Genomic DNA, 17,742 nt, shown 5'->3' with positions numbered 1-17,742 from the left:
TGATCGATGAGCGATCCACTCGACAAAGCCACCTCCAAAGCCCCGGCGACGCTGGGGGAGGGGTGTTTGAGCCGATTTGACCCGGATGACCTGGACGCTGAGGACGGCACCGAGTTTCCCGGTGCCGCCGAGCTGTGGGAGCGTGAGCACGGTAAACCCGAGCCCTCGCAAGACTAGTCTGCCCGCCGTCGTATCAGCCGGCGGGCACGCAGGTCAGATGCGGAAACTCCCCACCAGTTGCTTCAAGCGTGCCGCCTGTTGTTCCAGGTCGGTGCAGGCGCGCAGGGTCGAGTGCAGGTTTTCCACGCCTTCCTGGTTGAGGGTGTTGATCTCGGTAATGTCCATATTGATCGACTCCACCACCGAGGTTTGTTCCTCGGTGGCCGTGGCGACCGACTGGTTCATGCCGTCGATCTCGCCAATGCGCTGGGTCACGCTGTTCAAGCGCTCTCCGGCCAGGTTAGCGATTTCCACGCTGTCCTGGCTGTGACGCTGGCTTTCACTCATGGTGCTGACCGACTCCCGGGCGCCGACTTGCAGTTCTTCGATCATCGTCTGCACTTGTTGCGCCGACTCTTGAGTGCGATGGGCCAGGTTGCGAACCTCATCGGCCACCACCGCAAACCCGCGCCCGGCTTCCCCGGCACGCGCCGCTTCGATTGCGGCGTTAAGTGCCAGCAGGTTGGTTTGTTGCGAGATGCTGGTGATCACTTCCAGAATTTGTCCGATGTTCACGGTCTTGCTGTTAAGCGCTTCTATATTGGTGCTGGAAGCACTGATCATCGCTGACAGTTGAGTCATCGCCTTGATATTGCGATCCACCACCTGTTGGCCGTCCTCGGCGAGGTGCCGCGCATCGCTGGCCTGGTTGGAGGCTTGTGCGGCATTGCGTGCGATTTCCTGGGCCGCGGCACCCAACTCGTTGATGGCGGCGGCGACGCTGTTGGTACGGTTGGCCTGCTCGTCGGAATTGACCATCGACGAATTGGACGCGCTGACTACGCGCAAGGCGACTTCGTTGACCTGCTCGGTGGCCGAGGACACTTCCCGAATCGACGTATGAATTCGCTCCACGAAGCGATTGAAGGCGTTACCCAGGCTGCCGAATTCGTCGTTGTTCTGAATGGTCAGGCGGCGGGTCAAGTCGCCCTCGCCATCGGCGATGTCTTGCATGGCGCGGGTCATCACGTGCAAGGGTTGCAGCAGCACGCGGATCAACATGCCCAGCAGCGCAATGATGATCACCACGGCAATGAGCGTGGCGATCACCGCCGAAGTGCGGAATTCGCTGAGCATGGCGAAGGATTTGTCTTTATCTACTGAAATACCCAGGTACCAGTTCACCGAAGGCAAGCCCTTGATCGGTGTGAAGGTCACGATGTTGTCCTTGCCGTTGGCCTGGACTTCGCTGAAGTCCGCGCTGATCTTCGGCGTGTTTTTCGGGTACATGTCAGCCAGGGTCTTCATCACCAGGTTTTTGTCCGGGTGCACCAGCACTTTGCCGTCAGCACTGACCAGGAACGCATAGCCCATGCCGCCGAAATTCAACGCGCCGATGTTATCCACCAGGGTTTGCAGGCTCAGGTCGCCGCCCACCACGCCGACGCTCTGGCCGGCCTTGGTGGCGCTCGGGGTGGCCACGGAAATGATCAACTGCCCGGTAGCGGCGTCAATATAGGGTTCGGTCAGGGTCGAACCGTTGCTGCTTTGGGCGCCCTTGTACCAGGGGCGAACGCGCGGGTCGAAGCCGTCCGGCATCTTGGTGTCGGGGCGGATGGTGAAGGCGCCTTTGCTGTCGCCGACGTAGGTGGCCATGAACGCGGAGGTCAGGGCTTTTTGCTCAAGCAGGCCGGCAACCACACTGGGTTCGGGATTGATGGCGATGTTTTGTGCGGCGTTTTCCACCAGGGCAATGCGCCCGTTGAGCCAGGTTTGGATATTGCTGGCGGTGACGTCGCCCATTTCATGCAGGTAGTTATTGAGGTCGTCGCGAATCGCGTTGCGTTGCAGGTAGTCGTTATAGAGGGTAAACAGCGCGAAGGCGGCGATGACGATAAGGGAGGCTGCAAGCAGGATTTTGTGGCTGAAGCGCAGGTTTTTATTCATGGCTTGTAGGGTCCGCTAAGGTCTTAATATCCGAAGCGCGTCCTTATGGGACGCGCAAAATGACAGCGTCAAAAAAGGTGTGATACTTCTTGTGATAGCTCTGCTAGTCCCTGTAGGCGCTATCTGACCTATTTTTAGACTTTGTGGGTCTTACATCGCTCTATATCGACCTGGCGGCACTAAAGATTAATCAAAGGTGACGAAATGCCTGACTCCTCGCAACTGCTTATCGGCGCCGGCCTCGATGGCCAGCCAATCGCCCAGGCCATGCGCCTGGCCAACCGCCATGGGTTGATCGCCGGTGCCACCGGCACAGGCAAGACCGTCACGTTGCAGCGCCTGGCGGAGGCCTTCAGTGATGCGGGCGTGGCGGTGTTCGCCGCTGACATCAAGGGCGACTTGTGCGGTTTGGGTGCTGCGGCCAACCCTCAAGGTAAGGTCGCCGAGCGCATCGCGGGTATGCCCTTCCTTAACTACACGGCGAAGGCCTATCCGGTAACGCTGTGGGATATTCACGGGCAGTCGGGTCATCCGCTTCGCACCACCATCAGCGAAATGGGGCCGTTATTGCTCGGCAGCCTGCTGGAACTCACCGACAGCCAACAATCGGCACTGTATGCCACCTTCAAAGTGGCAGACCGCGAAGGCCTGTTGCTGCTCGACCTTAAAGACCTCAAGGCATTGCTCAACCACCTGCGCTATCACCCGGAACTGCTCGGTGAAGACGCGGCGCTGATGACCACCGGTTCCAGCCAGGCGCTGTTGCGGCGCCTGGCGGTGCTGGAACAGCAAGGTGCCGAAGCCTTGTTTGGCGAGCCGGCGCTGCAACTTGAGGATATTTTGCAACCGGCCAGTGACGGCCGTGGGCGCATCCATTTGCTCGACGCCAGCCGCCTGGTGCATGAGGCACCGAAGGTCTACGCGACCTTCCTGTTATGGCTGCTGGCCGAGCTGTTCGAGCAATTGCCGGAGCGTGGCGATGCCGACAAGCCGCTGCTGGCACTGTTTTTCGACGAGGCGCATTTGTTGTTTGCCGACACGCCGAAGGCGCTGCAGGATCGTCTCGAGCAAGTGGTGCGGTTGATTCGCTCTAAAGGCGTGGGTGTGTACTTTGTCACTCAGTCCCCAGGTGATTTGCCTGACACGGTATTGGCGCAACTCGGCCTGCGTATCCAGCACGGCTTGCGTGCGTTCACCACGAAAGAGCAGAAGTCCCTGCGTGCGGTCGCCGACGGTTTCCGGCCCAACCCGGTGTTCGATACGTTGTCGGTGCTGACTGAACTGGGCACAGGTGAGGCGCTGGTGGGCACGTTGCAGGAAAAGGGCACGCCGGAGGTCGTCCAGCGCGTGCTGGTTGCGCCGCCGCAATCGCGAATCGGGCCACTCAGTGAGGCCGAACGCGCGGCACTGATCGCCAGTTCGCCGCTGCTGGGGCGTTACGACAAGCCCATTGACCGCGAGTCGGCCTATGAAGTGTTGATGGCGCGCAAGGACCTTGGGCCGACCGAAGAGGCTAAACCCTCCACTGAAGAACCGAGCTTTACCGACAAGGCCGGCGCGTTTTTGGGCACGGCGGCCGGCAAGGCACTCAAATCCGCCATGCAACAGGCCGCCAATCAGATGGGGCGGCAGCTGGTAAGAGGGTTGTTGGGCTCGTTGCTGGGCGGCAGCAAGCGTAAATAGGGGCTCAGGCTTTAGGCTTGGCGTGCGCGGCCAACCGCTCCAGGGCTGCGCGCAAGCCCGGGTCGCTGATCCCATCGGCCGTCGCCTGGATGGTTTCGGCGGCCGTCACCGACAGGTTGATCGTGTGCCCCACTGCGCCTTGCTGCACGGTGGGTGGCTGCACCTTGAACTGGATACGGGTCAAGCTGGCAAATTCATCAAATACCATCAATTGTCGCTGCAGGCGTTTTTGCTGGTAGCGCAAACGGGTCGCCCAATGGCCGTCGGTGACAATTAACAACAAATTGCCTTCACGCCAGGACGCGACATGGCAATGTTCTCGTGCGGCAGGTTGCAGCTGGCTTTCGACCAAGCGTTGCAAATGGCCCAGGCGTTGCGCGTGGCCGAAGATGGCTTTCAACGGTTTGGCTTCGCGGAGCAACACGCTTGGCGCGCGGGCTGTAAGAGGGCGAAATGCCATGTCTAGACACCTTAAGTAACAGAGCCGCCATCTTAGCAGAAAGCGCCTGTGCGCCCCCAGGCAATGCGATAACAGGCCTTTGCCCGTGAAATCAATAGGTAACTTCTGCGCTCCATGGGTTGAAGTTCCAGCAAAAGCCCTTATTTTAAACAGGCCCTCTCACAGCGCCATGCCAGCATCGGGGAATAACGCCACTTTCCTCACCCACGATTCCGGGTAGAATGCGCGTTCGCATGCGGCCGTGAGGGCTGCTCGGGCCACTGACGGTGCGCCCTCCATCCCTATGTGTGGAAGAACCTGCCGATATGTTTGCGCCTTTGTTAAAGAAACTTTTTGGAAGCAAGAATGAGCGCGAAGTTAAACGCATGCTCAAAACGGTGCAGCTGGTCAATGCCTTCGAAGAGCAGATGGTTGCCCTTTCGGACGAGCAATTGCGCGCCAAGACCGAAGAGTTCAAGGCCCGCATAGCCAAAGGTGAAACCCTCGACAAGCTGCTTCCCGAAGCCTTTGCGGTCGCCCGTGAAGCCGGTAAGCGTGTCATGGGCATGCGCCACTTCGACGTCCAGTTGATCGGCGGCATGACCTTGCATGAAGGCATGATTGCCGAAATGCGTACCGGTGAAGGCAAGACCCTGGTGGCAACCCTGGGTGTTTACCTCAACGCACTGTCCGGCAAGGGCGTGCACGTTGTGACGGTGAACGACTACCTGGCTCGCCGGGACGCCAACTGGATGCGCCCGCTGTATGAATTCCTCGGCCTGACCGTCGGCGTGGTAACGCCGTTCCAGCCGCCGGAAGAGAAGCGCGCTGCGTACGCCGCCGACATCACTTACGGCACCAACAACGAATTCGGTTTCGACTACCTGCGCGACAACATGGCGTTCAGCATGGAAGAAAAATTCCAGCGCGAACTCAACTTTGCCGTGATCGACGAAGTCGACTCCATCCTCATCGACGAAGCCCGTACCCCGCTGATCATCTCCGGCCAGGCCGAAGACAGCTCGCGCCTGTACACCGAGATCAACAAGTTGATCCCGCGTCTGGAGCAGCACATCGAGGAAGTGGAAGGCGTGGTGACCAAAGAAGGTCACTTCAGCATCGACGAGAAGACCCGCCAGGTCGAACTCAACGAAGCCGGTCACCAGTTCGTCGAAGAGATGCTGACCCAGATCGGCGAGCTGGCAGAAGGCGAAAGCCTCTATTCGGCGCACAACCTGGGCCTGTTGACCCACGTGTATGCCGGCCTGCGCGCCCACAAGTTGTTCCATCGCAACGTCGAATACATCGTGCAAGACGGCCAGGTCGTCCTGGTTGACGAACACACCGGCCGTACCATGCCGGGTCGTCGTTTGTCCGAAGGCCTGCACCAGGCCATCGAAGCGAAGGAAGGGCTCAACATCCAGGCCGAAAGCCAGACGTTGGCGTCCACTACCTTCCAGAACTACTTCCGTCTGTACAACAAGCTGTCCGGCATGACCGGTACGGCCGACACCGAAGCGTTCGAATTCCACCAGATCTACAACCTGGCCGTGATGGTGATCCCGCCGAACAAGCCGCTGGCGCGTAAAGACTTCAACGACCTGGTGTTCCTGACTGCCGAAGAGAAATACGCGGCAATCATCAACGACATCAAGGACGGCATGGCCCAAGGCCGTCCGATCCTGGTGGGTACCGCCACTATCGAAACCTCCGAGCACGTGTCCAACCTGCTCAACAAGGAAGGTATCGAGCACAAGGTACTGAACGCCAAGTTCCACGAAAAAGAAGCCGAGATCATCGCCCAGGCCGGTCGCCCAGGCGCACTGACCATCGCCACCAACATGGCCGGTCGTGGTACCGACATCCTGTTGGGCGGTAACTGGGAAGTGGAAGTCGCGGCGCTGGAAAACCCAAGCCCCGAGCAAATCGCCCAGATCAAGGCCGACTGGCAGAAACGTCACCAGGCCGTGCTGGAATCCGGTGGCCTGCAGGTGATCGCGTCCGAGCGTCACGAATCGCGCCGTATCGACAACCAACTGCGTGGTCGTGCCGGTCGTCAGGGTGACGCCGGTTCCAGCCGTTTCTACCTGTCGCTGGAAGACAGCCTGATGCGCATCTTCGCCTCGGACCGGGTGAAGAACTTCATGAAAGCCCTGGGCATGCAGTCCGGTGAAGCGATCGAGCACCGCATGGTGACCAACGCCATCGAGAAGGCCCAGCGCAAGGTTGAAGGCCGCAACTTCGACATTCGTAAGCAACTGCTCGAGTTCGATGACGTCAACAACGAACAGCGTAAAGTGATCTATCACATGCGTAACACGTTGCTGGCCGCCGACAACATTGGCGAGACCATTGCCGATTTCCGTCAGGACGTGCTCAACGCCACCGTCAGCGCGCACATTCCACCACAGTCCCTGCCTGAGCAGTGGGATGTTGCCGGTCTGGAAGCGGCGTTGAAGAGCGACTTCGGTGTGGATTTGCCGGTTCAGCAATGGCTGGACGAAGACGACCACCTGTACGAAGAAACCCTGCGCGAGAAGCTGATGACCGAGCTGCTGGCCGCGTACAACGAAAAAGAAGAGCAGGCGAGTGCCGAAGCACTGCGCACCTTCGAGAAACAAATCGTACTGCGTGTACTGGACGACCTGTGGAAAGACCACCTGTCGACCATGGACCACCTGCGTCACGGTATCCACTTGCGTGGCTACGCCCAGAAGAACCCGAAGCAAGAGTACAAGCGCGAGTCGTTCACGCTGTTCTCCGAGCTGCTGGATTCGATCAAGCGCGATTCGATTCGCGTGCTGTCCCACGTTCAGGTGCGTCGCGAAGACCCGATCGAGGAAGAAGCTCGCCTGCGCCAGGAAGCCGAAGCACTGGCTGCGCGCATGCAGTTCCAGCACGACGAAGCGCCGGGCCTGGAAGCGCCGGAAGTATTGGGTGAAGAGGTCGATGTGGCCTTGGCTCAAACTCCGGTTCGCAATGACCAGAAGCTGGGCCGCAACGAACTGTGCTGGTGCGGTTCGGGCAAGAAGTTCAAACACTGCCACGGCGAAATCAACTAAGGTTTTTGCCTGACGCTGCAATACCCCGCGCCGCGACCGGCTTCTGCCGTCGCGGCGTTTTGCCATTAATTTCACCGTCGACACGACGGCACAGACATCACCTAATTTTTAAGGAGCGCATTCATGGCTGTTGGTCTTGGTCCTTTGCCCACATTGCACCCGGTTGCCGGTTTTGAACTCGGTATCGCTTCGGCCGGCATCAAGCGCCCGGGGCGCAAGGATGTGGTGGTGATGCGCTGTGCCGAAGGCTCGACGGTCGCGGGTGTGTTCACCCTCAACGCGTTCTGCGCGGCGCCGGTGATCCTGGCCAAGCAACGCGTTGCCGGTTCGATCCGCTACCTGTTGACCAACACCGGCAATGCCAACGCCGGCACCGGCGAGCCAGGCCTGGTGGCGGCTGCGCGCACCTGCGCCAAGTTGGCCCAGTTGACCGGCGTGGACGCCAGCCAAGTGCTGCCGTACTCCACCGGTGTGATCGGCGAGCCGCTGCCCGTGGAAAAAATCGAAGGCGCATTGCAAGCCGCGCTGGATGATTTGTCGGTGGATAACTGGGCCGCCGCCGCTACCGGCATCATGACCACCGACACGCTGCCCAAAGGCGCGAGCCGTCAGTTCGTGCACGACGGCGTGACCATCACCGTGACCGGTATCAGCAAAGGCGCAGGGATGATCCGCCCGAACATGGCCACCATGCTCGGCTACATTGCCACCGACGCCAAAGTTTCCCGTGACGTGTTGCAGCGCCTGATGCTGGACGGCGCCAACAAGTCGTTCAACCGCATCACCATCGATGGCGATACCTCGACCAACGACTGCTGCATGCTGATCGCCACCGGCCAGGCCAACCTGCCGGAAATCACCTCCACCGAAGGCCCACTGTTCGCTGCATTGAAGCAGGCGGTGTTTGAAGTGTGCATGGACGTGGCCCAGGCCATCGTGCGTGATGGCGAAGGCGCGACCAAGTTTGTCACCGTTGAAGTCAATGGCGGCGGCAACCACCAGGAATGCCTGGATGTCGGCTACACCGTGGCCCACTCGCCGCTGATCAAGACGGCGCTGTTTGCCTCTGACCCTAACTGGGGTCGCATCCTTGCTGCCGTGGGCCGTGCCGGTGTGCCGGACCTGGACGTGAGCAAGATCGACGTGTTCCTGGGCGACGTGTGCATTGCCAGCCGTGGCGCCCGCGCCGAAACCTACACCGAAGCCCAGGGTTCGGCGGTGATGCAGCAGGAAGAAATCACCATCCGCATCGAGTTGGGTCGCGGCGAGTGCAGCGAAACCATCTGGACCACTGACCTGTCCCACGAATACGTGAAGATCAATGCGGAATACCGCACCTGATAGCCAAGAGGATAGCGCGGTGAAACGAGTGCATGTAGCAGCAGCGGTGATCCGTGGCGTCGATGGCAGGATTCTGCTGGCGCGCCGCGCCGATACCCAACACCAAGGCGGCCTCTGGGAATTTCCCGGTGGCAAGGTGGAGGCCGATGAGTCGGTCGCCACCGCGCTGTCCCGTGAATTGCAGGAAGAGCTGGGCATTCAGGTCACCACGGCGCGGCCGCTGATCAAGGTGCAACATGACTACCCGGATAAACAGGTGTTGCTGGATGTCTGGGAAGTTTCGGCCTTTAGCGGCGAGCCCCATGGTGCCGAAGGGCAGCCGTTGGAATGGGTGGCTCCACGGGATTTGAGCAACTATGAATTCCCGGCGGCCAACGCTCCGATCGTTGCGGCGGCGCGGCTACCGGCTGAGTACCTGATCACCCCGGGCGAGCTGGAAACCCCGACATTGCTGCGCGGTATTCAGAAAGCTATTGCCGGTGGCATCAAGCTGATCCAATTGCGTGCACCCAACGGCTACGACCCCAAGTACCGTGACCTGGCGGTGGACGCTGTTGGCCTGTGTGCCGGTAAGGCGCAACTGATGCTCAAAGGGCCGTTCGAGTGGCTGGGGGATTTCCCTGCCGCTGGCTGGCACATGACCGCGGCGCAACTGCGCAAATACGCGAGCAAGGGCCGCCCGCTGCCGAAGGATCGTTGGTTGGCGGCGTCGTGTCATAACGCCGAAGAGCTGGCGCTGGCAGAAATGATGGACGTGGATTTTGTCACGTTGTCACCGGTGCAGCCGACCCAGACGCATCCGGATGCCCAGCCGTTGGGTTGGGAGCAGGCGGCGCAGCTGATCAGTGGGTTCAGCAAGCCGGTGTTTCTGTTGGGCGGCGTTGGGCCGGCTGAGCGGGAACAGGCTTGGGAAGCTGGGGCTCAGGGTGTGGCCGGCATTCGGGCGTTCTGGCCGCAGGTTTGATGCAGTCTTGATGATGATGATCGTTCCCACGCTCTGCGTGGGAATGCAGCCCAGAACGCTCCGCGTCCCAAAGCGTGACGCGGAGCGTCACATGAGGCATTCCCACGCAGAGCGTGGGAACGATCTTATAATCAGTGGGGTTTTGCGGCGGCCTGCCACAACACCTCAGCCACACCCTGGCGCTTGGCAATCACCCGTGCCGCCACAAACAATAAATCCGACAACCGATTGATATACGCCAACCCCACGCCTTCCAACGGCTCCAGCGTATTCAACTGCTGACACCGCCGCTCCGCGCTGCGCGCCAGGCTGCGGCACACGTGGGCTTGGGCGATCAGCGCCGAGCCTCCGGGCAGGATGAAGTTCTCCAACGGTCCGACTTCCTCGTTCCAGCGATCAATCGCCGCTTCCAGTCGATCGACTTCCGCTGCATTCAGTGCCTTGTACACTGGCATCGCCAGTTCACCGCCCAAGTCGAACAACCGATGCTGGCAAGGTGTGAGCACCTCGATCACCTCGTTCAGTTGCGGGTGCTTGCCGCTTTGCTCTTCAAGGTTGGCCAGCAATAGGCCCAACTGGCTGTTCAGCGTATCCACCTCGCCAATGGCTTCCACCCGCGGGTGGTCCTTGGGCACGCGGCGGCCGTCGCCGAGGCCGGTCTCGCCCTTGTCGCCGGTACGCGTGTAGATCTTCGACAGGCGAAAGCCCATGGTCATTGCTCCAGTTGAGTCAGGTCAAAGGATGGAATCTGGCTGCCGGCCAACGGCAGGCGCAGGGTGAAGCAAGTGCCCTGGCCGAGGGTGGAGTGCACCTCCATCTGGCCCTTGTGGTTGTTGGTGATGATGAAATACGACACCGACAGCCCAAGCCCGGTGCCTTGGCCGATTTCCTTGGTGGTGAAGAACGGCTCAAAGGTCCGTTTGCGCACGTTTTCGCTCATGCCGATGCCGTTGTCTTCCACCTGGATCTCCGCCCAGGGCGGGTTGAGGCGGGTGCGCAGGATAATGCGCCCGGGTTCGCGGTCGTCTTCACGCAGGTGAATGGCTTGAGCGGCGTTTTTCAGCAGGTTGAGCAACACTTGCTCAAGCTCGTTGGCGGTGCCCGGCACCGGGCCGAGTTGCGGGTCGAACTGGCGGATGATCGCCTGGCCCTTGAAGTCGAAACCTATGGTCAGGTCGAAGTCGTTACCGGCAATTTCTACCGCTTGGTCGATCAGGGCCGGCAAATCACAGGGCGCCATCTGGCGATTGCTGAGGCGGCTGAAACTGAGCATATGGGTGACGATCTTCGCCGCCCGCGCGCCGGCTTGCTGAATGCCATCGAGCAGTTGCGGCACTTCGCGGCTGTGCAGGTAACGGTTGACGGTGTCCAGCTCGACGCCCACCTGTTCGGCGTGTTCCAGGTTCTTCGGCAGGTCGGGTGACAAGCGCCGGCGGATGTTCTGCACGTTGTGCAGGATCGCGCCCAATGGGTTGTTGATTTCATGGGCCATGCCCGCAGCCAGGCCGCCGACGGAGAGCATTTTTTCCGACTGCACCATCATTTCTTCCAGGGACAGGCGCTGGGTGATGTCGTCGATACGGATCACCACGCCGCGCCCGGCACCGCCCATCAGCGGGTAGAACGTCAGGGCGTAATGCTTGGCCTCGTCATCCTTGATCCAGGTGACGCGCTCAATCCGTTCCACCGTGTGTTGCTCAACCGTGGCCTTGATTTGCGGCAGGTAGGGCTTGAGGGGCTGGAACGCGAGGAATATCGGCTGGTTCAGCGCTTCATCCAGGCGCGTGCCGGAAAGTGCACTGGCCTCCTGGTTCCACTGGGTTACGTAGAGCTGCTCATCGAGGGCGATCAGCGCCGAGGGCATCGAGTCGATAATGCTGTTCAGGTAGTTCTGGAAACCGGTGAGTTTCTTCTCGATCTTGCTGCGCACCTGGACTTCCAGTTCCAGCTTGCGGTTGGTGTGACGCGTTTCTTCGGCCAGGCCTTGGGCCTGGTCGTAAGCCGCCTGGGAATCATCGCGCGCACGCTTGAGCTGCTGCTCGCGAGCCTCGATGCGCGACAGCATGGTGTTGAACGCTTCGGCCAGGCTGCCGATTTCATCACGGTTGCCGCGCCCGGCGCGCAGGGCGTAGTTTTCTTCGCGGGTGACCTGGCGCGAGAGTTCTTCCAGTTCGTGGATCGGGCGGGTGATCAGGCGTTTGATCTGCCGGGCGATGACCAGCCAGAGCAACACACTGAAAATCAGGATGCCCAGGCTGGCGGTCAGCGTGCCGGTGTAGAAGGCCATCGGCAGCTCGCTGCTGGCCACCAACAGCAAATGCCCGGAAGGCTGGCCGGTGCGGGGCAGGGTGATGACTTGGTTACTGCGAAACTCGGTAACACGCCAGGCTTCGATATGCCGGTAGTTTTCCGGCAGTTGCAGGCGATTGCCGTGTTGCATCTGCGCCAGGCGGTTGCCGTCGCCGTCGTACAACGCCGCCGCGCGCAGGGGCGAGTAGCTGGTCAGCTCATTGAGCAGCGCTTCGGCCTTGGCCGGGGATTCCAGGGCTTCACCGGCCAGGGACGGGTTCGACACCAGGCGACCGATGGCCTGCAAGGCCTGGGGCGCCATGCTTTCCTGGGAGATCCAATAGGCGGCGCTGATAAACGTCAGGTTGGCCACCAGCAACACGGTGGTCAACAACACCAGCAGGGCGGCCAGCAGTTTCTGCCCTACCGGTAGATTTTCAAGACGCTGGCGCAGTGGCATCAGGGTTTTCCCAGGTGATAGACAGGTAGGCAGGGTAGCGCGTGCCTCAGTCGCTGGCCAATCCGCGTGCGTGCAAGTACTCAACCAGGCGCGCTTGCACTTGTTGCAGGTGCGGCAGTACCAATTGATGGCGAGCCGCTGCCGCGCAGGCATAGCCCAGCAGGTAGCTGATTTCGGTGCGCCGGGCGTTGGCCACGTCCTGATACATGGAAGAGTAGTTGGCGGCAGTCGCCTGGATCACTCGCTCCACTTCACTGTGCAAATCTTCGGCGGCCGCCGGTTGGCCGCAACATTCAAGCAGCTCGGTCAACTCGGCGCACAAGGTCGCGACTTCACATTGATGCGCTTGCAGACCGCCGTTGCGGCACTGGTACAGCACGGTCAGTGGGTTGATGGCGCAATTGAGGGCCAGCTTGCGCCACAGGCGCGTCAGAATCTCGGTGCTCCATTCGTGGGGAATGCCGGCGGCGTGCAGGTCGTCCAGCCATAACGGTGGAGTAGGGTGGCCAACGTCCCCCAGCCAGGTGTAGCCATGGCCGGCAAACACGACGCGCCAATCGCCGTCGCGAAACGCGCCTTCGGTGCTGGAAGCAAACAGGCAGCGGGCCTTGGGAAGCTGCGCGGCCACCGCGTCCTGGCTGCCGAGGCCGTTTTGCAACAGGATCAGTTCGGCATCCGGCACCAAGCGATGTTGCAGCTGTGCGATGGCGCTCTGGGCGTCGTAGGCTTTGCACGCCACCAGCAGGCGCTGAATTGGCTCAGGGCTGTCGGGCGTTTCGCCGATCACCGGGTAGGTGTGCTCTACGCCGTGTTCGACCAGCGTCAGCCCGGGTCCTGCCTGATAGCTGGCCAGGCGCGCAGCATCGCGCAGGATCAGTTTCACCGGTACGCCCGCGCGGGCCAGGCGCGTGGCCCAGAGTGTGCCCAGGCTGCCGGCGCCGAGAATGTGCCAGGTGGTCGACATCAGATTGTGCTCCGTGGGGTCGCTCACAGTGAACGGGGCGAAAGAACCGCTATAATGTCTCGGCATTTTAGCTCGGGCGCGCTCCATCTCTACTGAGCCCGCCCCTTATATTGGAGAAATGACATGCCTTCGTTCGACGTGGTATCCGAACTGGACAAACACGAAGTCACCAACGCCGTCGAGAACGCCGTCAAGGAACTGGACCGTCGCTATGACTTGAAAGGCAAGGGCAGCTTCGAATTCAAGGAAAAGGAACTGACCGTCAACCTGACCGCTGAAGCCGATTTCCAGCTGGAAGCGATGATCGAGATCCTCAAGCTGTCCCTGGTCAAGCGCAAGATCGACGCGCAGTGCCTTGAAATCAAGGATGCTTACGCCTCCGGCAAGCTGATGAAGCAGGAAGCGGTACTCAAGGAAGGCATCGACAAAGAGCTGGCGAAGAAAATCGTCGCCCACATCAAGGATGCCAAGCTGAAAGTCCAGGCTGCCATCCAGGGTGAGCAGGTACGCGTGACCGGCAAGAAGCGTGATGACTTGCAGGAAGCCATCGCCGCCCTGCGCGCCAAGACCTTCGACATGCCGCTGCAGTTCAATAACTTCCGCGACTGATGGCACATTGGGGAACCTGTGGGCGTTTTTGACGTCCCACGCCCCGGAAACAGTGCCTACACTTGAGCCCTTCGGGGCTCATTTGCGTTTTAAGGCAGTCAATAAAGCCGCACATCCGCGCAACAGGAGAAGATAGATGGATTTAAACGCTGAAGTGGATCACCTGATCAAGACCTCTGAGTCTTGGCTCCCGATGATCATGGAATATGGCAGCCGCTTTTTGCTGGCCGTGGTCACGCTGGCCATCGGTTGGTGGCTGATCAACGTGTTGACCCACCGCGTCGGGCGTTTGCTGGCACTGCGTAACGCCGACCTGGCCCTGCAACACTTCATCACCAACCTTGCCAACATCGCGCTCAAAGTCATGCTGGTGGTCAACGTGGCCTCGATGATCGGCGTGGCAACGACCTCGTTTGTGGCCGCGATTGGTGCCGCCACGCTGGCCATCGGCCTGGCATTGCAAGGCAGCCTGGCGAACTTCGCCGGTGGCGTGCTGATCCTGTTGTTCCGTCCGTTCCGCATTGGTGACTGGATCGAAGCGCAAGGCACGTCCGGTACCGTCGACAGCATCCAGATCTTCCACACCGTGTTGCGCACCGGCGACAACAAAACCGTGATCATCCCGAACGGCAGCCTGTCCAACGGCCTCATCACCAATACCAACCGTCAGCCGACCCGCAAGGTGGTGTTTGACGTGGGTGTCGACTATGAAGCCGACCTGCAGAAGGCCCGCGAAGTGCTGTTGGAGCTGGCGAAAGACCCGCGTGTATTGGCAGATCCGGCGGCAGTTGCTGTGGTGTCGACCTTGGGTGACAGTTCGATCACCGTGTCTTTGCGCTGCTGGACCAAAACGTCCGATTACTGGGACGTGGTGTTTATGCTTAATGAACTGGCGCGTGATCGCTTGAAAGGCGCGGGTATTGATATTCCGTTTCCGCAGCGAGTTATTCGCGTGATGCAGGAACCGGCGGCGAAATAACGAAGCGATAAAGTCTATCGAACTTGGCCAATAGGTCAGGTTCAAAGCTGACGGTTAATCTCGTTAGCTAGCTTGCTAGTTATTTTTTCCAAAGTAATAAAGTTGCAATAAAAAAAGCCGCTCCCTTGTAAACAGGGGAGCGGCTTTTTTGTTTAAGGCCGAAGCCTTAAGCCATCGTTGTAATTAAACGGCTAATTACAAGATGTTCAGCGGGTATTGCGCGATCAGACGCAGTTCGTCCAAGGAGGCCGAACCGTAGTAAACCGCATCGCTGGAGCGATAAGTCGCTTGACGCAGACGCAGGCTCAGGTCTTTAGCCGGGCCGCTCTGGATCACGTACTTGGCTTCGATGTCGCGTTCCCACTCTTTCGCGTTGTTAGTGACACCGTTGTCGGCGCCGCTACCAGTGACATAACGCGTCATGAAGCTCAGGCCTGGAATGCCGAAAGTGGCCATGTTCAGGTCGTAACGAGCTTGCCAGGATTTTTCGCCTTCGGCGTTGAAGTCAGAACGAGCGACGGAGTTGGCCAGGAAGATCGTGCCACCGCCGTCTACGCCATAACCATAGTCGCCATCACCGGTAACCTTTTGGTAGGCCAGGGTAAAGGTGTGAGCGTCGATGGTGTACGCGCCCTGCAAGCTGTAGGCACGGTTGTCGAGCTTGGTGGTGTTGTCTTTTTCTGCGCGAACAAGACCTTCGCCATCACTTTTGGTGCTGTAGATGTTGAAGTCAAAGGCCAGCGACTGTTCCTTGCTGAGGGCATGGGTCCAGTTGACGTTGGCGTAGGTCTTCTTCCAGTAGTCTTCGGTTTTTGCGTAGTAGAGGCTACCGGTCAACTCTGGGGTGAACGCGTAGACGCCGCCGATGAAGTTGGTTTCCTTCAGGCCCAGGCTGTCATGGTAAGTCGCGTTTTGCGCAGTGGAGGCCGTGAAGTGACCGCCTTCCAGTTTCAGGCCCTTGATTTCGTTGCTGGTGATCGAGATACCTTGTGGCAGCTCTGGCAGCAGACGGCTGTCATCGGACGCGAAGACCGGTGCGGTGGTGTACTGGTCACCGATTTTCAGCACGGTGTCGGAGAAACGGAACTTGATGGCGCCGCCGCCTTTGGAGTAATCGTCCTGGGCACGGCCGTCAGCACCGTTAGGGAACAGGCCGGTACCGGCGTGACCCCGACCACTGTCGAGCTTGACGCCCAGCAAGCCAATAACGTCTACACCGACACCGATGGTGCCTTGGGTGAAGCCCGATTGGTACAGGGCATTGAAGCCAAGGCCTGATTCTTCGTAGATGCTTTTGCGTTCAGTGCTACCCGGTTTGACGGGTTTATAGCCGCCACCTGGTTCGTTACGGATATCGCGGCTGAAATACAGCGCACGGGTATTGATGCTGAAAGTACTGTCGTCTACAAAGCCCTTGGAATCATCTTGGGCGGACGCCATTGCGAACTGCGAGGTGCCGGCTGAAACAGCCAGGGCGATCATGCTCCACTTCATCACGCGCATCGTGATTTGCTCCTTTGGTTTTAGGAAGAGTACTGCCGTCCCACCTGTATTTTTATCTGGGCGGCTCTTTCTTTTTTGTGTCGGCGCAAAGTTATATCACGCAGACCCTATTGACGATACTGACTCATCTATCCTTTCAGCTTCTTTACGAGGCTGTCGTAAATTGCTAGTTCCATGTCGCAAATTCACAGCCCTAATGTAACCAGGCTGACAACTTAAATGCTGTTTTCAGACCCCTTTCGAAGTTTGAACTCTTCCTTGGTGCGCATTCAAACGCTGCTGTTCTTTTATCGCGAAACACCTGCTTCCAAACGGGTGCCGTTGCCGACGATACGGGTGTGAATGCAACAAGCGTGCACAAAGCGGTAACCGAATGTCATTTTTTCGTGAAAAACGTTACGGCAGTGTAAAAACCGCATAAGCACGGGCTTTTTACGTCGTTTGGTTTGGGCTTGACGCCCGGGTATTTCAGATGTGAGCAGGTACATAAAACCTGTGCCAGAGCAAAACGTTACCGGTTCACCCCGCTGAGTGGGTAATTGGCGGATCCCTTTGAAGCACAGGTGGGTCATTTTGGTGCATCCCGGCGAGGCCCGATTTAGCGTAGCTCAAATATTCGCCTGCCTCTAAAGGGTGCAGATTTTTTATCTGCTTGCATCGAGGGTATGCTGGGCGCCTGATATCGACCTGCCGAACGGAGTGCCCGCGTGTTCGCTTTAGATCAACGCCTGCAACAAGACACATTGGTCATGGGTGACTTCCCGCTCTGTCGCCTGCTGCTGTCCAATGACTCGAATTACCCCTGGTTCATCCTGGTGCCGCGCATCAACGGTATCAGTGAAGTGTTTCAGCTGGATGTCGCCGATCAGCAGACACTGTGGCAAGAAACGACCGCCCTGGCGCAAGTGCTTAATGAAGGCCTGGTGGCCGACAAGATGAACATCGGTGCGCTGGGCAACGTTGTCAGCCAGTTGCATGTGCACGTGATTGTGCGTAAGCGCGACGATGCCGCCTGGCCGGCACCGGTCTGGGGCAAGCACCCGGCCCGGCCGTATACCGAAGAGCAAGTGGCGGCGCTTCGCACCCGACTGCGCGCGTTATTGCCTGCCGACTTCATCTTTACCCAGGACTGAACCATGGACCTGCAAGACCGCGTCAACGACCTGGAAAGCCGCCTGGCGTTTCAGGACGACACCATCGAGACCCTCAATGACATCCTCGTCACCCAGCAGCGCGCGGTTGAGCGTCTGCAACTGCAGATGAAGGCGCTGCTCAAGCGCCAGGAAGAAATGGGTGGCCAGTTCGAGTCATCCGAAGAAGAAGCGCCGCCGCCGCATTATTAA

General features: G+C 59.4%; 15 protein-coding genes and 1 pseudogene. 9 read left to right on the top strand and 7 right to left on the bottom strand.

The window, feature by feature from the left end; translation table 11 throughout:
* The first annotated feature begins 6 nt into the window (after positions 1-6).
* Positions 7-177 (top strand): hypothetical protein, encoded by a 171-nt coding sequence (locus tag HX783_RS12175; protein ID WP_174245647.1) that lies wholly within the window; start codon positions 7-9, stop codon positions 175-177.
* Positions 178-213: 36 nt separating this feature from the next.
* On the opposite strand, the gene HX783_RS30270 is transcribed toward HX783_RS12175, so the two are convergent.
* Both HX783_RS30270 and HX783_RS30265 read right to left on the bottom strand, forming a co-directional pair.
* Positions 214-978, bottom strand: a complete 765-nt coding sequence (locus HX783_RS30270) for a methyl-accepting chemotaxis protein (protein WP_371317676.1) — start codon at positions 976-978, stop codon at positions 214-216.
* Positions 979-1,071: 93 nt separating this feature from the next.
* Positions 1,072-2,106, bottom strand: a pseudogene (locus HX783_RS30265) (cache domain-containing protein); the annotation flags it as partial.
* A gap of 204 nt (positions 2,107-2,310) precedes the next feature.
* Between HX783_RS30265 and HX783_RS12165 the strand changes: the two are divergent.
* Positions 2,311-3,789 carry a helicase HerA-like domain-containing protein gene (locus HX783_RS12165; protein WP_177017022.1) on the top strand — a complete coding sequence of 493 codons (1,479 nt, stop codon included), beginning with the start codon at positions 2,311-2,313 and terminating at the stop codon, positions 3,787-3,789.
* Positions 3,790-3,793: 4 nt separating this feature from the next.
* Here the strand turns inward: HX783_RS12165 and HX783_RS12160 are convergent, their stop codons facing one another.
* Positions 3,794-4,249: a DUF721 domain-containing protein gene (locus HX783_RS12160; RefSeq protein WP_159959493.1), complete on the bottom strand. Its 456-nt coding sequence runs from the start codon at positions 4,247-4,249 to the stop codon at positions 3,794-3,796.
* 305 nt (positions 4,250-4,554) lie between these two features.
* Here HX783_RS12160 and secA point away from each other — a divergent pair, with 305 nt between their 5' ends.
* The 3 genes from secA (at position 4,555) to HX783_RS12145 (ending at position 9,595) form a co-directional block, all read left to right on the top strand.
* Positions 4,555-7,290, top strand: coding sequence for a preprotein translocase subunit SecA (gene secA, locus HX783_RS12155; protein WP_159959491.1), 2,736 nt, complete (start codon positions 4,555-4,557; stop codon positions 7,288-7,290).
* A 123-nt stretch (positions 7,291-7,413) separates the two neighbouring features.
* Positions 7,414-8,631 (top strand): bifunctional glutamate N-acetyltransferase/amino-acid acetyltransferase ArgJ, encoded by a 1,218-nt coding sequence (argJ, locus tag HX783_RS12150; protein ID WP_032895495.1) that lies wholly within the window; start codon positions 7,414-7,416, stop codon positions 8,629-8,631.
* A gap of 19 nt (positions 8,632-8,650) precedes the next feature.
* On the top strand, positions 8,651-9,595 hold the full coding sequence (locus HX783_RS12145) for a Nudix family hydrolase (RefSeq protein WP_159959487.1): 945 nt from the start codon (positions 8,651-8,653) through the stop codon (positions 9,593-9,595).
* Positions 9,596-9,726: 131 nt separating this feature from the next.
* Here the strand turns inward: HX783_RS12145 and HX783_RS12140 are convergent, their stop codons facing one another.
* From HX783_RS12140 to HX783_RS12130, 3 genes are read right to left on the bottom strand one after another with little or no spacing between them, the layout of a single operon-like run.
* A complete protein-coding gene (locus tag HX783_RS12140) occupies positions 9,727-10,305 on the bottom strand; it encodes a cob(I)yrinic acid a,c-diamide adenosyltransferase (RefSeq protein ID WP_159959485.1) in 579 nt (192 codons plus the stop codon).
* A gap of 2 nt (positions 10,306-10,307) precedes the next feature.
* Entirely contained in the window at positions 10,308-12,344 is a 2,037-nt protein-coding gene (locus HX783_RS12135) for a PAS domain-containing sensor histidine kinase (protein ID WP_177017021.1), read from the bottom strand.
* 46 nt (positions 12,345-12,390) lie between these two features.
* The gene (locus HX783_RS12130; RefSeq protein ID WP_177017020.1) at positions 12,391-13,308 is read right to left on the bottom strand and encodes a putative 2-dehydropantoate 2-reductase; all 918 of its coding nucleotides are present in this window, start codon (positions 13,306-13,308) and stop codon (positions 12,391-12,393) included.
* A gap of 123 nt (positions 13,309-13,431) precedes the next feature.
* Between HX783_RS12130 and HX783_RS12125 the strand changes: the two genes are divergently transcribed.
* Both HX783_RS12125 and HX783_RS12120 read left to right on the top strand, forming a co-directional pair.
* On the top strand, positions 13,432-13,917 hold the full coding sequence (locus tag HX783_RS12125; RefSeq protein WP_003175814.1) for a YajQ family cyclic di-GMP-binding protein: 486 nt from the start codon (positions 13,432-13,434) through the stop codon (positions 13,915-13,917).
* A 136-nt stretch (positions 13,918-14,053) separates the two neighbouring features.
* Positions 14,054-14,896, top strand: a complete 843-nt coding sequence (locus HX783_RS12120) for a mechanosensitive ion channel family protein (protein ID WP_159959479.1) — start codon at positions 14,054-14,056, stop codon at positions 14,894-14,896.
* A gap of 195 nt (positions 14,897-15,091) precedes the next feature.
* On the opposite strand, the gene HX783_RS12115 is transcribed toward HX783_RS12120, so the two are convergent.
* A complete protein-coding gene (locus HX783_RS12115; protein WP_159959477.1) occupies positions 15,092-16,399 on the bottom strand; it encodes an OprD family porin in 1,308 nt (435 codons plus the stop codon).
* 707 nt (positions 16,400-17,106) lie between these two features.
* Here HX783_RS12115 and HX783_RS12110 point away from each other — a divergent pair.
* The gene (locus HX783_RS12110; RefSeq protein WP_177017019.1) at positions 17,107-17,532 is read left to right on the top strand and encodes an HIT domain-containing protein; all 426 of its coding nucleotides are present in this window, start codon (positions 17,107-17,109) and stop codon (positions 17,530-17,532) included.
* Positions 17,533-17,535: 3 nt separating this feature from the next.
* Positions 17,536-17,742 (top strand): SlyX family protein, encoded by a 207-nt coding sequence (locus HX783_RS12105; protein ID WP_159959473.1) that lies wholly within the window; start codon positions 17,536-17,538, stop codon positions 17,740-17,742.

The sequence above is a fragment of the Pseudomonas sp. D2002 genome, assembly GCF_013385735.1.
Taxonomy (GTDB): Bacteria; Pseudomonadota; Gammaproteobacteria; order Pseudomonadales; family Pseudomonadaceae; genus Aquipseudomonas.
This window is presented reverse-complemented; position numbering and strand designations above follow the sequence as displayed.